This is a genomic window from Burkholderiales bacterium, assembly GCA_035560005.1.
In the GTDB taxonomy this organism is placed as follows: Bacteria; Pseudomonadota; Gammaproteobacteria; order Burkholderiales; family Eutrophovitaceae; genus DASRFY01.
Genome location: DATMAN010000065.1, coordinates 1 through 15,320, shown reverse-complemented (window position 1 = coordinate 15,320; position 15,320 = coordinate 1). Strand labels below are relative to the sequence as shown.

Here is a 15,320-nt window from a genome sequence, read left to right as displayed (position 1 = left end):
ACATCAAACAACGAAGACGCAGGACCCTGCAATGAAGCGGCAGAACGCAAGGCGCACAGGCTCGCTCGATGTGCATCGCCGCCCCGGGCAAAGTCTGCCAGCCCTTGAGCCCCGCGCAAACGGGCGGTGGTAAGCTTCTTCGAGGGGGTTTTCCTACAGACTCGTTGGGCGGAGGAATTCTGAGGGAAGGTTATGGCAACGTTCGAACAGGAACAACAGCAGCATCAAGAGTTGCGCAAAGTGTCAGACGCCTTGAACGGCATCGATCCGGAGTCGCTCGTTCGCACGAACGATCTCGGCAAGGATCTCAACTTTGAGGCTGGGCTCCCCGTGTTCCGTCGAACGCTTGGCCTTTTCCGGGATCTTTCCGAGTGCAATCTCGACAGTGTTCCGTTCGAAACCCTGAACCAGCTCCATTCGCAAGCCAACCAGGTTCTGAGCTACTTCCAGCAGATTCAGAAGTTCTCTCTCGCGCAGCACCCTCAAAACCCCGTGCAGGCACGCGACTCACTTATCCAGCAGCTTCGCGATCAGTGGCACGCGTACTACACCACGGTAACTCCGCATATTTCCTACGCCATCCGCCGAGGCACAGACTTCGACAGCCTTGAGCGGGAAGCGCGAGGGACTCTTGCGCTCCAGAAACAGCTCGCGACCGAGTTACGGACTGAGAAAGACAAGATCCTCGCCGAGATGCAGGGTGCCCTCGAACGGGTGCGACAAGCGGCGGCCGAGGCCGGCGTAGCCCAGCATGCGATTCACTTCAAGACTGAAGCCGAGTTCCACGAAAAGCAATCGTTGTATTGGTTGGCCGCAACGATCCTTTTCGCTTTGGCGACCATCGTGTACGCGCTATGGAGCTTGGGGCCTCAGCTAAATGATCTCTCCGCCACGACGATCCCGCGAGCAATTCAGCTGATTGTGCCGCGTCTCGTCGTGATCTTTGTCTTGACATTCGGGTTTATCTGGTCAGCTCGCAACTTCGCCGCGAGTCGCCATAACTTCGTCGTTAATCGGCATCGCCAGAACGCGCTAAGCTCCTTTGAAACCTTCGTGAAAGGCGCAGGTGACGCGCAAACGAAGGACGCGGTGCTCCTGCAAGCGACGCAGTCGATCTTTGCTCCACAAGACAGTGGATTCGTGCGGACAGAAACCTTGCCGAGTCCCGGGAGCCAGATCGTGGAAGTTGTTCGTGGTGTGGCAGGCGGGAAGTCATGAGTTCAATCTCCGCCCAAGCAGCCGATGCAGCGGACCGCCCGCCAGCGTCGCTGGCGGGTACCCTCCTCGCTACGCTCGTCGGCGGCCGCTGATCGGGGACGTTGTTAGCCCTCATCCCAGAAGGAGCGAAGATGCCAGCGCCAAAGCTCATCGTTCCAGAACCGATCTCGCTCAGGGATCACCCGGAGTTCTCCGAAAAATGGCTCGAAGATCAGATCGTCGAGAACCCTTCCATTCTGAAGCTCGGCGATGAAATCGAGGTTCGTGGGCGTCAGAGAGCGCAGCCACGCGCCGGTCGGCTCGATCGATTGCTCGAAGATACTGAAGCTCGAAAGCGGTATGAGGTAGCGCTTCAACTTGGGAAGACGGACGAGCGCGAAAAGCAAGGGATCAGGTCTTGAAGCGTCACTTTTCTGCGCCAGGCTGGAGCCATGGCCCGCCCGCTTCGCCTGGAGTGTCCGGGCGTCCTCCATGACTCTAGCTCTCCTCCGATGCCGATCGATCGCATGAGCGCCGAGCTTCAAACGAGTCTGCTCATCCGGAAGCGGCGCTGCCTGGAACCTGCACCTCGCGGCGCTGCCGCGCGCTGCGGTTGAGAGCCGCTTTCTGACCGATGCGTGGTCATCTCGTCCTGCTTTCGCTGGTGCTGGCCTGCGGCGCCGAGGCCGGGCCGAGCCTCGATCCCGCGGTGGCCGAACGGGTTTCGGCCAGCGTGGTCAAGGTGCGGGTGGTCAACGAGACGCGCAGGGTCGCAACCGGTTCCGCGGTGTCCCTCGGCGATGGGGTCCTCATCACCAGTTGCCACGGCCTTCGTCAGGCGCGGGTCATCGAGGTGCTTGCCTCCGGTCTGCAGCCCGAAGTCCCCGGCGTGGTGAAGGATGTCGAGCACGATCTGTGTCTGCTGCGGACCTCCGCTGACATTCCGGCGATCCCGTTCGCGCAGGACGGCGATGCACTGAAGGTCGGCGACTTCGTCGCCGCCTTCGGTTACAAGGGACCGGATATCCGGCACACCGAAGGCACGGTGAGAGCGCTTCACCCCTACGACGGCGCCCACGTCATCCAGACCGATGCCGCGTTCGCCAGCGGAGAAAGCGGCGGTGCACTGGTCGACCGGGACGGGAGGCTGGTCGGAATTCTCACCTTCTACGCGAAGGAACGTGAGGATTCGTTTTTCGCGGTGCCGGCGATCTGGGTGCGCAAGCTGCTGGACCGCGTCGCAGCCGGCACGCCCGAGGGACGCCAACCCGAGCGCTCATTCTGGGAGCGCGCCGGTGCCGAACAGCCGGCGTTTCTCCAGGCGGCGGCGCGGGAGTACGCGCACGACTGGGAAGGATTGAGAGAGGTCGCGGCACATTGGGTCGGACAACAGCCCGGGAACGCGATGGCGTGGATCGCGCTCGGCAAGGCGCTGCACCATCGCGAGCAGGACGCCGCGGCGGTTTCGGCGCTCGAGGAAGCGGTGAAGCTCGACCCGCGGCAGCCGGCCGCGTGGTACTACCTCGGCGCGGCCTGTCGCCGGATCGACCGACCGGACGGGCTGCGCAGAGCGCTCGAGCGACTCGATGTGCTCAGTCCGGAGACCGCGCGAGCCCTGCGCGATGGGATGCCCTTCGAGTAATCGCGCCTGCGGCCTCGCGGCTGCGCATCGGCAGATTGCCTGAACTCCTTCGGGCGACCGGCCCTCCGATCGCTCTCGGCTTCGGCCGCACGGCGCACTTGATCAATGCGCACCTGAAGTCGAAGCGCGCCTCTGCGATCTGGCGCACAGCCGTGCCTTCGCGCGTACCTCGGCTGCGAGCGCGGCGATCAGGTCTGCGTTGGGGCAGAAGCGTCCGGGTGCGATCGCGCCGCGACCGTCGAGCCACGAGACGCACCGCTCGTGCTCGCGGCAAAGCAGACAACGACGCGCCGCAATCGCCACCTGCGTGAACGTGCCCTCGTTCCTGCAGTCGTCAAGACGCATGCCTTCCCGCGCGAGCATCCGCGGGAAAAGCAATGCCCCCTCTTCGCCCGCAGCCGCGCGCCAGAGCCGGCAGTTGATCAGGCCCGCTGCCGTCACGATGCCAGCGAGCAGCGCACCTGCGACCACAACGCCTACCGGATCCACTCCGAACTCCCGGCGATTGCACTCACCCCGCCTGCCACAGCAGGCCGAGAAGCACGAGTCCCACCGCAGTGGCCTGAAACAGGACGCGAAGCATCATCCAGTGATGGCTGTGCTGGAAGTCGTAGGCACCGCCCTCGGCCATCGAGGCAACTCCCCTGGCCAGTGTCACGATGGTTGCGAGCACTGCGAGAAACACCAAACCGCTCAGTGCGTCCATATGCCCCTCCTCTTACGCACCTGTTGGCAGGATTGACATCCAAGACCAGCCGAGGGCGCGGTGCATTGACACAGGTCAAGGAAACGGGATCTCCCGCGCCCTTGGACCTCGATAGCGCTCAGGCGAAGCGGAACTCGGCGGGCCGGAAGCGATACGAACAGAGATTGTCCAGCGTGGGCAGCTCGTACGTGCCATAGAGCCTCGGCAACCGTGAGACCGAGCGCATCACGTAGTTGGGCGTGATGCGCGGCCGCGACAGCACGTCCCGGCGATCGACGCGCACCGTGCTGAGACCCTTCTCCTTCATGTAGTCGATGATTCTCAGCGCGAAGCGAGTGGCGGCTTCCGAACGCCCCGTCCACGCGGAATGCCACACGCCTACCGGCTGGAAGTAGTTGGGCACGCCTCCCATCATGACCCCTTTGTAGAAGTTGCGCCCGGCGAGGGAGATTTTTTCCGCGCCCACGTACAACTCGAACTTGAGGAAATTCAACTCGAACCCGGTCGCCAGCACGCATACATCGCAGGGGATGGGCTCGCCGCTGTCCAGCACGATGGCCGATTCGGTGAAGCGGTCGATCTGGCCGGTCCTGATCGCGATGCGCCGCTGGCGCAGCGCCTCCTTCAAGCCCACCGCCACGCACACGCGCTGCTCCCAAGGGTCGTAGCGCGGTCTGAAGTCCCTCTCGAAGGACTGCTGGCCGACCACCGCAACCCAGTGCCGCCTGAAGAGCCAGCGCGCCAGTCCGGGAAAGGCGCGAAAGCCCACGAAGACCAGATCGTCCCTGAGCTGCAGCGCATAGCGAAGCGCGTGGACGGGAAACTCGAAGCCGGCGCGATACAGTTGCTGGCACGCTCTCGCCAACGGGCCGGAGCGGTCGCTCATTTCGTAGATGTAGGACGGCGATCTTTGCAGAAGCACCAGCGATCGCGACACCCGCGCCAGCTCGGGGGCGCAACTGATCGCGGTCGCGCCGCTGCCGACCAGAACCACGTCCTTGCCGGCGAACGTGCGCCCGCCGTCGAGTTCGAAGGCGTGAACGATCTCGCCGCGAAATCTGTCCGATTCCCGAAACGCCGGCCGGTGGAGATCCTCGAAATAGCCGTTGCCGTTGATCAGGAAGCGTGCCTGGAACGCGCCCCGGTTCGTGTGCACACGCCAGAGGCTCGCTTGCGGGTCGAACACGGCTCTTTGCACGCGGGTGGCGAAACGCACCCGCTCGAGGATTCCGAATTCCCCGGCGACCGAGCGCAGGTAGCGCTGGATCTGCGCGGCGCCGAGCAGGCGGCGTTCCGAAAGCAACGGCTTGAAGCGGAACGAATAGTGGATGATGTCGGAGTCGCAGCGCGCGCCGTGCCAGCGATGCGTGCGCCAGATTCCGCCGAGATCGTCCGCCGCTTCCAGAACCAGATACGGGATGCCGCGCGCTCCCACATGGTAGGCCGCCCCGAGACCGGTGATCCCGGCGCCGACGATGATCACTTCGGCGCAGTTCGAATCAGCCTGCTCGCCAACCATGACGCTCATCCTGCCGCGCGCAACGCAGGTGCCGCTCCTGCCCCGCCGCGCCGGAATCCTCAGCCCTCGTACTGCAGCACGTGCATGCCGGCGTTCCAGTCGCTGACGAACATCAAGCCTTCGGGCGTGACGTACACGTCGCAAGTCTTGGGCGCGAGAGAAACGCGGGGCCGCGGGTCGATCAGCCGCGCGGGCGCAGGCGGTACCCAGAAGGCGATCTCCTTCGGCGCGAAGGCGTCGCGGATGTCGAACACCCGCACCCCCGCGTTGTTCCAGGTCGCGAAGACCATTTCCTCGCTGCGGAAAGAACCGGGCCGGTTCTCGTGCAGGTTGTGCGGCCCGAACACGCCGAGAGCACAATAGTCGCGGTCCCTCGGCGTGGGCAAAGTGGCGATGGGCACCGGATTGCCGGGCAGGCGCACGTCCACGAGAAACGTGTGGAAAGTTCCTTTCTCGCAGCGTTCCGCGTTCGCCTCGTCCAGCACGACCGCCAGCCCGCGCCCCGGCAGCGGCAGCGCGGTGTGCGTGCCGCCCGGGAACGGCGGCGACCAGTTGATGTGCGAGAGTAGCCGAGGGCTGGTCGCATCGCCGATGTCGAGAATGGTGAAGCCGCCGTCGCGCCACGCGGCATAGCCCAGGTTGCCGGCGGTGATCATGTGGTGCAGCGCGAAGCGGCGACCCTTGGGCGCCACGGGGGTCTCGCCGCCCGCCCGGTGCATGCCCGGCAGCCACCAGCGCGAGACGATCTGCGGCCGGGTGACGTCCTTCAGGTCCACGATGCACAGAATGTGGTCGGTGAAGCCGTCGAAGTGCGCGGAAACGTAGGCGTAACGCCCGCCTGGCCACCACAGCCGGTTCACGCCGAAGCCGGGCATCTCGAGAAACGCGATCTCGCGCAGCTCGCGCGGCCGCGAGATGTCGTGGATGCTCAGCCCGGAACGGAACTTCTTGCGCTCCGTGATGCTGTCGGCGAGCGTGTTCTCGAAATAGCCGCGCATGTTGTCGTAGGACTGCATGGCAACGATGTTGGCCCCGTTGGCGAGCAGCAGCAGGTCCTCGGCCACCTGCAGATGATGCGTGCGCGTGTTGCCGCCGGCGGTGAAGAAGCCGACGGGCTTCAGCGCGCGCGGATCGGCCGCGTCGAGAATCGTCACGCCGTCGCTGAACATGTGGCCCACGTAGACATGGCCACGGTTCACCATCACCTGCACACCGTCCGGGCGCCCGCCCTGATCGCTGTAGGACAGGTGCCGGATCCGGTGGCCGATGCCTTGGGGTGGTACGGGAACGGCGGCCGCGCGGGCGTTTCCCGGCAGGCAGGCGAGCGCGGCCAGGCCGAGCAGCCCCGCTGCGTGGGCGCGGCGGCCGCGATCGATCGTATGCGCCGGCATCACCGGTGACTGCCGCCTCACCGCCCGCTTTCGACCACGCGCTTCAGGCTCTCCAGCCCGGCCTTGTAGATGCCGTTGTAGAAGTCGACCAGCGTCCGGTCGTCCTGGCCGGGCGGCGGCGGGTCGACGTCGTAGGCCAGCCGCTTGAAGCGCGCGCTCCACTCGACGATGCTGGTCCCGTCGCCCCCGTCCTTCACGGTGATCACCGGAAAATAGTCGGCGGCCAGCACGGCACCGTCGACGTAGGTATAGGCCATGCGCATGGCCTGCGGGTCGTAGTCGAGCAGGCGCTCCGTCACCTTCGTGCCGTTGCGCCGCGTGATCAGACGCAGCGCGCCGACCTGGTTGTTGGCTCCGAGCACGATCTGGCTGCGTTCCACGAGCGGCAACCAGCGCGGTGAGCCGTTGAAATCTCCAACCACCGCCCACACCGCTTCCGGCGTGGCGTTGATGCGGATCGACTGGCTGGCGCTGAGCGCGTTGGCCTCCTCGGCCAAAGCCGGCGCCGCGAGGCACGCGAGCAGCACCAGCGCCTTCGTTGTCGAGAGGCTTTTCATGGTTTCCTCCCCTTGTTGCGAGCGCGCCCCTTGGACGTTGCGCGCGATCGATATCCTAAACCGCATCGTGCCCACTCAGGGCGCGAGCGAGCCGAGGTACGCGGACAGGTTGACGATATCCTCGTCGGTCAGTCGCTCCACCGAGGGTCGCATCGCTGCGGCCGCCGCGCCGTTGCGCGTTCTGTCCCTGAAGCGGTAGAGCTGGCGCGCGATGTAGATCGGATGCACGCCGGCAAGCCGCGGCACGTCCCCCGCCCCTTTCAGATCCGTCCCGTGGCAGAGCGCGCACGGGACCGTTCTCCCGCCGCCGGTCTGCGCGAGCGCCCGGCCTTTTGCGATGCTTCCGGGCGGCACATAGGCGATGAATCCGGAATAGGGGTCGCGCAACCGCGCGCGCACCGGATCCTCGGGAATGGTGATGATGCGATCGCCGATGGGCTCGGTGCCCCCACCGGGCTCCATGTAGCGCATGCGCCCATCGCCCACGAAGGTTCTTGGCACGGTGTGGGCTTCGACGACCCGGGTGAACGGACGTGGCGTGAGCCGCGCGAACCACTGTGCGGCCGCCAGCGATTCTTCCTCCGAGACCGCGGCGGCAATCTTGTTCATCCTCGGCACGTCGATGCGGCTGCCGGTGCGGAAGTCCTTCATCTGCTGGACCATGTAGTTCACGCTGAGCCCGGTGAGGTCCGCGGATTCCGGATGGCCGAGTCCGGACATGAGATGGCAGGCACCGCAGGCCAGCGCGTCGCCGCGCCCCTTGAGGATGATCGCAGGCGGATCCGGGCGCCGGTCCGGAAACCAGTCCGGGGGATTGAGCAGATCGTCGATCTGCTCCTGCGTGTAGCTTCGCGTGCTGCCGGGCAGGGTTTTCGGCTGCGATCCCTCGGGCGGGAGCAGCTTCTCGACCTTCAGCGGGAACGCCCAGGACGGATAGTGGGCGGTGTGCGGCGGTTGTGACCGCACGGGTGCAGCCAGCGCGAGCAGGCAGGCGAGGCCGCAACTCCATACCTTCCTGCTCAACACTGTGGCCCGATCAACGCACCCGCCGCCAGCTCCACGGCGCGCGCCGCACCAGAATATCCAGCAGGAAGAACAATAACGCCGCGGCGGCGAGGTACGGCCACAGCGCCAGGCTGCGCAAGCCTCCGTCTGCGCGCGGCTTGAAGATCTCTTCCTCGGGGGGAGCGAGGCTGCCGCCGGTCTGCTCGCTCAGCGCGCGCAGCAGTACGAGATCGGGCGGCAGCAACCGATACTCGTCCGGGTACGAATAAAACAGCCTGCGCACTCCCGCGCGCGCAACGTCGGCCGCGCCGATACCCCCGCCGGGCAGCAGTTCGAAACGCCAGGACTGCCCGCCGGCGGCAGCGAGCGGCACTTCGGTCTGGTAGCGGCCCGGGGCGATCTGCCGCAGTGTGACGGTCGAGCTGCTTCCCTGCGGCGCAGTGATGCGCACCTGCGGCAGGAGGCCGTTGCGAAAGCTGCCGTCGGCGCCCAAGGCGGTCAACTCGACGCGCGCGCGACGCCCCTCGCGAACGACCTGCCACTTGACGCCGTCGGCTGCCTCGCGCCGCGCGGCCTCGCGCACGACCTGGCCCCACAACCGGGCGTAGCCCGGCCACTGCAGCCAGTCCGCCGCCCAGCGGTTCTTCACGTCGGACAGGAACACGACCGTCTTGCCCAGGCCGTAGTGCGTTTCCGCCAGCAGCGGCAGATCCTTCTTGGCTTCCAGCAGCACATCCGAGAAACGCTTGGGCCTGCTTTCCACGTAACCCTTGAGCGCAGGCCCGGCCGCGAAGTCCACCCCCGCGATCGCAGGGCTGCTCGCCTTCACCAGCGGCCTGAACGGCTCCTCGACCACTGCATCGCCCCGCACCCGGCGCGTCTCGCCCGCGAACAGGCTGGGCACGTCCTCGTCGGCCTTCGCAATGTAGGTCTGGCCCGATCCCAACTTCGCCAGGGACCTCATGAACTTGACGTCCGGCCCTTCGCCGAACACCACCGTGGACAACGTGATCTTGGCCGCGGCGAGCTGGGCCATGATCCCCGCGAACTGCGTTGCCATGTCGGATTCCACGTCCGGCCACGGGCTGCCGTCCCCGCGCCGCAAGAGCATTTTGACCCACGCCTGGCCGGCCGATTGGCCGCCGGGAGGCGGCGCGGTGAGGCCATCGGAGAGCAGGATGATGTGCTTGATCTCCGCCTTCGAATCCGCGAGCTGGCGCATCGCCTCCTCGAGCGCACCGTAGATGTTGGTCTGACCGCTCGAAGTCATGCGCGAGATCAGATCCTCGGCCTGCCGTTTGTCGCCGACCGGGGCGAGAGGCACGATCACGTGCGGCTTGGCGTCGAAGGCCACGACCGCCAGACCCTGCTCCGGATCCAGGAGGTCGAGAGTGGAGAGCGCTGCGGCTTTGGCCACCTCGATCTTGCCTTTGCGCATGCTGGAGGAGCGGTCGATGAGCAGCACCAGGTCCAGATCCTGGCGTTTGCGCTTGGCCTCGAACCTGACCGGCAGCAGCCGCTCGATCTCGCTTCCGGAGAAGCCCTCTTCGCCGTACGTGTTCTCGCCCGCCGCGAAGATCAGGCCGCCGCCGTAATCGCGCACGAACGCTTGCAGGCTTTGCACGGCCCGCGCGCCCAGGCTCTCGGCGCGCACGTCGCTCAGGATGACGGCGTCCTTGCCGGCGAGCAGCCGCGGATCCTCGGAAAGGTCTTCCGGCGCGGCGAGCGATACACGAATGCCTTGCGCCTCGAGCGCGCCCGCCAAGTGGCGCGCCGCCTGCGCGCCGCCCTCCACGTAAAGCACGTGCGGCCGCGGCAGCACGAACACGTCCCGGGTCAGCGCGTCGTTGCGCGCCATTTGATCGCCCTGCGCGCTGACGCGCACGGTGAGGTCCTGCGAGCCCGCGCGCGGGAAGCGCACCCGGAAGCTCACGCGATTCTCCCCCTGGGCGAGGGCTACGCTGCGCGAGGCAGCCGGCCATCCGCCAAGCGCGAGCTCGACCGTCGCCTGCATCGGCCGGCGCGAGAACAGCCGCGCTTCGATTTCCACTTCGGCGCGCTCGCGCACGTCCTGCGGCACCACGATTTCCTCCACCCAGGCGTCATCGGTCACGGACACCGCCGCGGGAACGGCGAACACCCGCACGCCTTCGTTGCGCAGGCGCCGCATTGCGCGCCACACCTCGCCTTCGGTCTGGTTGCCGTCGCTCAAGAGCACGATGCGCTTGGCACGCCCCGGCTCGAAGCCGGGCAACGTGGCCAGCAACGCCTCTTCGAGATCGGTGGCGCCCGGATGGATCAGGTCCGCGCGCCCAGCGCTGTCTTCGTCCGCGACGGGCAGGGCGCGCACGTCTTCCAGCGACTCGAACACGCGCGCGCGGTCGGCGAACACCACGTAGCGCGACTGGGCCGGTTCGTGACGGGCATCGAGTTGCGCGATCCACTCCATCGCCTCCTCGACAAAGCGCGGCGAGACGCTGCCGGAGACGTCCAGCACGTAGGCCACCGACACGGCTTCGCTGGCGCGCTGCAAGACCGGCTGACAGAGCGCGGCGACGAGCGCGGCGAGTATCCCCGTTCGAAGCGCGGTTGCGCCCAGGATCCGGGCGGACTCGGTACCCGTGCGTCTGCGCCGCGCGAGCAGCCACACCAGCGGCAAGGCCAACAGGAGCAGCAATGGCCAGGCGGAGACGAGCGTGACGGTCGGCATGCGTTCAGACGCCCGGTCGGCGGGTATATACGGCCCACTCGACCAGCAGCAGGACTGCGGCGAGCAGGAGCAGGAGTTTCCACGGCTGCACACCCGTGGCGGCGGCGAACGCATGACTCATCGCGGACGCCACGCTCGTGCCTTCCAGGCGCGTGTCGTTGATGAGGGCGCGGCGCGGATCGAGCAGGTTGGCCACGACCAGCACCTGCTCCGCGCCTTTGCTCACGGTGTAGACGTCGGGGCGCTGCGCTTCGAAGATGACACCCTGCGCAGTCGCCGAGACGGCGACGGAGTTGCCGCCGCCGTCGCGCACCTCGGCGTTGTGCAGCGCGACCTCGATGCTGCCCAGTGCGCGCGTGAGCACCGGGACGGTTTCGGTCAGCCAGTTGAGCGCGTTGCCGACGAAGACCGGGAAGTCCGGCTGCAGGCGGAAGTTGGTGTCCTGCAAGGCGAACCCGACCTTGATCCAGCGCGCATGGGATGCGCCGGCCACGACCAGCGCGCCCGGGGCGGAGCCCTTGGCGGTCACCAGCGGCTCGGCGGTGGGGGTACCGAGATCGAGCGAAGCGCGCTCCAACCGCAGCTTGCGCCAGGCGATTCCCCGCGTGACGGCGTGGTCCCGGTTCCATCCGGTGATGCGCGGTTGCGGGCGCTGGGCGCTCTCGCCGGGGAGCCACCGGCGGGCCGGTGGACTGAACAGCAAGGCCCCGACCGGTGGCGGCTCGGCAGGGGCGAAACGGTCCAGCACGAGCACGTCGTAACCGGTTGCGGCCGCGTAGCGCTCGGGCGCCACCACGTTCACCCGTACACCGGGCAGCGTGCGCAGCGCATCGGCCAACTCCGGATTGCCGGAAGTCACCAGCAGAACGCGCTTTGCGCCGTGCGGCGGCACGACGGCATAGGCGAGGTCATCCACCGGCAAAGCGTCGTCGGCCGACACGATGGTTGCGCCCAGCACGCCCCCCTGGAAGTCGGAGACGTCGAAGGTGGCGTTGATGGTCTCCCGAGCGCGCAGCACGAAGTCCTGGGTGAGGGCGAAACCGTCGCCGCCGCGGATCAGCAGGCGCGCGCGCCGCTCGCCCGGCGAGGCATTGAGCACCTGGACCAGCGCTTCCACGCGCGTGGGATCCTGCGGCAGCGCGCGCACCTCGAACGCCGTCAGCGCCACGTTGTCTGCCGGCTCGAACACCGAGTGCACGATCGTCCCCTCGGGCACCTCGATGGGCGCGACCCCGTCGGTGAAGAAGTGCACCCGCGCGCCCGGCACGGGCGGCGGCAGCGACGCGGGAACGTCGCCCCACGAACCGACCGGGATCCGGTCGAGCGCCGCGGCCGTGGAATCGCGATCGAGCAACCCGGACATGCGAAGCTGGCCCGCAGTGTCCATCAGGGTGACCTCGCTCCCCGCGCCCGAGCGCTCGAGGAGCGCCCTGGCGCCTTCGATCGCATGGCGCAGCCGGGTGGCTCCGTCGCGCGTTTTCGTCGCCATCGAGGGAGAGTTGTCGACGACCAGCATCAACCGCTGCGGGCCAGCGCCCGGAAGCTCCGGACGGGTCAGCGCGAGCGCCATGCTCAGTCCAGCGGCCAGCGCGAGCAGCAGCGAGATCAGCCAGGGCGCAGGCGCACGCTTGCGCTTGCTCAAGACTCGCGCCCAAAGCAGCAGCGAAGGCACGACGACTCGCGGAGGCGGCGGCCGCAGCAGATGCAGCAGCACGATCGCCAGCGCGACAGCGGCGAGCAGCGCCCAGGCGAGCGCGGGAGACAACGCGGTGAAGCTCACCGGCACGCTCCGCTCGAGGCGTTGCCAGGGCGGTCAGTCTTCCTTGCCATGCTGGCTCAGGAAATAGTGCTTGACGGCGTTCCGATAGGAAAGCGGCGTCTGGCCCATCGGCAGAAGTGCTTCGCGTTGCGCCCGCCACTGCACGTCGATGTCCGCGTAGTCGAGTTGAGAGGCCTGCCGCCGAGTCGCGGAGTAGAAATCCTCGCGCGTGGCCTGCTGCTGCGGGTCGTCGGTGCGCTGCACGCGCACCTGGCGCAGCCGCACCTCCAGCCGAACCGTGCGCTCGCCCAGCACAGGCTGCGCGTCGGGGAGATCGGTCAACTCGCTCTCGGGATGTTCGCCGCTGTTGCCGCCCGAGCGGCTCTTGCCATCGGGAGGGCCCTTCGCCTGGCCGTCGACGCTGGTCTGCGGACCGGCTTCGGCGGCCTCGCCGGCGGCGTACGCGATCTCGCGCATCGCCGCGCCGGTTCGAGCCACGGCGCGCATGCGTGGATTGAACTCGGGGTTACCCTCGGCGGGCGCGCCGGTGATCTTGCGCCGCTCCTCCTCGGCCTGACCGCGCAGTTCCTGGGTCACGCGCGCCGTGGGCTGCGCAAAGGCCGCCGCCAGCAGTTCCTCGGCGGCCGATTTGCGGGTCTTGGGCAGAGCCTCTTCCGGACGTTCGCGACCATCGCCCTGCGCGGTGAGCGGCATGTCCTCTCCGCGGGCGTTCGGCTCGAGCTCGGCTGCGCTTGCCTGCTTGTGCTGCAAAGCCCTCAGAAGCTGGGCGACCAGCCGTGCATCGCGCGCGGCCACCGCGCGCTGGATCGCCTCCCGTTCGGCTCCGTGCGGGAGCTGGCGCGCGATCTGCTCGACCTGCGCCCAGGTCGCGGGCCGATCGCGCGCCGTGGTGGTCTCGGGCGATGCGAGCTGCGCGAGAATGCGCTCGAACTCGGTGTCGACGACGACATCGTCAAGCGCCTTGGCGGCGTTCGCGGAGACGGGAGATGCCGCCCGCGACTCCTGCGCCAGCGGCACCGCGAAACGCGGGGACAACCAGGCGAGAACAGCGGTCGCGATCGCGAGAACCAGCGCGGCGCGCGCGCTGCGCGGCACGCCGATCGGGATCAGGCGGCGCGCATCGAGCGAGCGCGCGGTCGTCGCGGCGCGCGCGAGCTGAAGCTCCACGAAGGGATCGCGCGCCGGCTGATGGGAGAACCAATACGCGCTCTTCAGCTCGTCCTTCAGACCGGCCCGAAGGTCGACCGCCCCGGCGACCTGGGCGAGCGTCGGGCGACGGAAGATGCGCCAGGCGAATACTCCGATGACCAATAGAACGCCGAAGACGAACAACGGTGCCAGCGCCGTGAGGACCTCCGGCGGCAAGCCCAGGGCCTTGCAGGCTTCGGCCAGCAGTACCAGGGCCAGGAGCGTGCAGGCCAAGCGGCCCAGCTCGGGGATGCGACGGCTCCAATCGAGACGCGTGGCCACCACGCCAAGCCAGCGGAGCAGGATCTCGCGGTCGGACATGAAAAAACGGACGGGAAAAGACCCAAAACGCCGTGCTGACAAAAAGATACCGGCCGCCGGGCCGGCACTTGCCTGTTCGAACCTGTTGGCATCGTATCACGGGGTCGCCTGGTGTGACCCTCGCCGCAGGGCGGCCGGGCGCCCGCCCTCGGGTGTATCGTGTCCGCGGCAGGCGGGCGGCGAACTGCCGACGGCACTGCAGAAGCCGCATCGGGCGATCGAGCCGGGAGAACGAATATGGCCTTCGACCAGACACTGGCTGAGCGCATCCGCGGGCGCCTGGCCAGCCACAAGGGGTTCTCGGAAAAGAGGATGTTCGGCGGGTTGGCGTTCCTGCTCGACGGCAACATGTGCTGCGGCGTGCATCAGCGCGAAATGATCGTGCGGCTTGATCCGCAGCGCATGGCGGCGGCGCTCGCCGAGCCGCATACGCGAGCCTTCGATCTGAGCGGGCGGCCGATGAAAGGCTGGATCCTGGTCAATGCGGTCGGCGTGGCCGATGACGCCTCGCTTGCGCAGTGGCTGCGCCTGGCCACCGACTACGCCGCCACACTGCCAGCAAAGAAGTGATCCAGGCATATCCGGCAAAGGCGGCCGACAGGATCTGGAGCGATCCCGGCCGGATCGTCAATCACCGTGGACTGCCCAGATAGCGTCTCCCCGGTAGTCCCTCCGGAGATGCCCCCGCGTGAGATCCTTCTGGTATACGACCGGGAATGCCCGGTGTGCGAGGCCTACTGCCGGCGGGTGCGCATCCGCGGGACGATCGGCATGCTGAGGCTGGTGAACGCGCGCGAACCGACTGCGGTCATGGAGGAAATCACCGCCCGCGGGCTGGACATCGACGAGGGGATGGTCCTGAAGGTGGACAACGTTCTGCATTACGGTGCGGACGCGATCCACGCGCTCGCCCTGATGAGCAGTCGTTCGGACGCCTTCGGCCGGCTGAGCTACCGGCTCTTCGGTTCCAGGGTGCGCGCCCGGATTCTCTATCCCGTGTTTCGCGTGCTGCGCAACGGACTGCTGAAGATTCTGCGCAAGAACCGGATCAACAACCTGAAGCGCCCCGGCAACGACAGGTTCTGAGCACCGGAGGCTAGAACCTATCTCAAAACCCCCGACGGTCGCGTTGCGACGAGAAGCGGTCGGATGCGAGGCGGCGCGCGAAGGACAGTAGCTGGGCCTACGGCCGAGCGCGCCAACGACGCAGACGGCTGCTTCTCGTCGCAACCCTTCGGGGCGGGGTCACCTGGGGCGCAGCGCGTCGTTGCGGCTCGGGTCCTTGGCTCTGGCCAATGGTCTCG

The 15,320-nt window shown here is 67.4% G+C and carries 14 protein-coding genes; 4 read left to right on the top strand and 10 right to left on the bottom strand.

Features of this window, described 5'->3' with window-relative positions:
- Positions 1-192: 192 nt before the first annotated feature.
- Complete coding sequence (locus tag VNM24_09925; protein ID HWQ38910.1) at positions 193-1,218, top strand: hypothetical protein; 1,026 nt, start codon at positions 193-195, stop codon at positions 1,216-1,218.
- Between the two features lie 104 nt (positions 1,219-1,322).
- Here the strand turns inward: VNM24_09925 and VNM24_09920 are convergent, their stop codons facing one another.
- Positions 1,323-1,691 carry a hypothetical protein gene (locus VNM24_09920; protein ID HWQ38909.1) on the bottom strand — a complete coding sequence of 123 codons (369 nt, stop codon included), beginning with the start codon at positions 1,689-1,691 and terminating at the stop codon, positions 1,323-1,325.
- A 140-nt stretch (positions 1,692-1,831) separates the two neighbouring features.
- Between VNM24_09920 and VNM24_09915 the strand changes: the two genes are divergently transcribed.
- Positions 1,832-2,839 carry a trypsin-like peptidase domain-containing protein gene (locus VNM24_09915; GenBank protein HWQ38908.1) on the top strand — a complete coding sequence of 336 codons (1,008 nt, stop codon included), beginning with the start codon at positions 1,832-1,834 and terminating at the stop codon, positions 2,837-2,839.
- Between the two features lie 102 nt (positions 2,840-2,941).
- On the opposite strand, the gene VNM24_09910 is transcribed toward VNM24_09915, so the two are convergent.
- The 9 genes from VNM24_09910 to VNM24_09870 form a co-directional block, all read right to left on the bottom strand.
- Positions 2,942-3,328: a DUF6455 family protein gene (locus VNM24_09910; protein ID HWQ38907.1), complete on the bottom strand. Its 387-nt coding sequence runs from the start codon at positions 3,326-3,328 to the stop codon at positions 2,942-2,944.
- Between the two features lie 22 nt (positions 3,329-3,350).
- Entirely contained in the window at positions 3,351-3,545 is a 195-nt protein-coding gene (locus VNM24_09905) for a twin transmembrane helix small protein (GenBank protein ID HWQ38906.1), read from the bottom strand.
- A gap of 118 nt (positions 3,546-3,663) precedes the next feature.
- Positions 3,664-5,073, bottom strand: a complete 1,410-nt coding sequence (locus VNM24_09900; protein ID HWQ38905.1) for an NAD(P)/FAD-dependent oxidoreductase — start codon at positions 5,071-5,073, stop codon at positions 3,664-3,666.
- Positions 5,074-5,123: 50 nt separating this feature from the next.
- Positions 5,124-6,455 (bottom strand): hypothetical protein, encoded by a 1,332-nt coding sequence (locus VNM24_09895; GenBank protein ID HWQ38904.1) that lies wholly within the window; start codon positions 6,453-6,455, stop codon positions 5,124-5,126.
- 17 nt (positions 6,456-6,472) lie between these two features.
- Complete coding sequence (locus tag VNM24_09890) at positions 6,473-7,012, bottom strand: SRPBCC family protein (GenBank protein ID HWQ38903.1); 540 nt, start codon at positions 7,010-7,012, stop codon at positions 6,473-6,475.
- Between the two features lie 75 nt (positions 7,013-7,087).
- A complete protein-coding gene (locus tag VNM24_09885; protein ID HWQ38902.1) occupies positions 7,088-8,035 on the bottom strand; it encodes a c-type cytochrome in 948 nt (315 codons plus the stop codon).
- A gap of 13 nt (positions 8,036-8,048) precedes the next feature.
- Positions 8,049-10,727 (bottom strand): VWA domain-containing protein, encoded by a 2,679-nt coding sequence (locus tag VNM24_09880; protein HWQ38901.1) that lies wholly within the window; start codon positions 10,725-10,727, stop codon positions 8,049-8,051.
- A gap of 4 nt (positions 10,728-10,731) precedes the next feature.
- On the bottom strand, positions 10,732-12,507 hold the full coding sequence (locus VNM24_09875) for a VWA domain-containing protein (GenBank protein HWQ38900.1): 1,776 nt from the start codon (positions 12,505-12,507) through the stop codon (positions 10,732-10,734).
- Positions 12,508-12,540: 33 nt separating this feature from the next.
- Positions 12,541-14,016 carry a hypothetical protein gene (locus tag VNM24_09870; protein HWQ38899.1) on the bottom strand — a complete coding sequence of 492 codons (1,476 nt, stop codon included), beginning with the start codon at positions 14,014-14,016 and terminating at the stop codon, positions 12,541-12,543.
- A 237-nt stretch (positions 14,017-14,253) separates the two neighbouring features.
- Between VNM24_09870 and VNM24_09865 the strand changes: the two genes are divergently transcribed.
- Positions 14,254-14,586, top strand: coding sequence for a TfoX/Sxy family protein (locus VNM24_09865; GenBank protein ID HWQ38898.1), 333 nt, complete (start codon positions 14,254-14,256; stop codon positions 14,584-14,586).
- 108 nt (positions 14,587-14,694) lie between these two features.
- Positions 14,695-15,102, top strand: a complete 408-nt coding sequence (locus tag VNM24_09860; protein HWQ38897.1) for a DCC1-like thiol-disulfide oxidoreductase family protein — start codon at positions 14,695-14,697, stop codon at positions 15,100-15,102.
- The last annotated feature ends 218 nt before the right edge of the window (positions 15,103-15,320 follow it).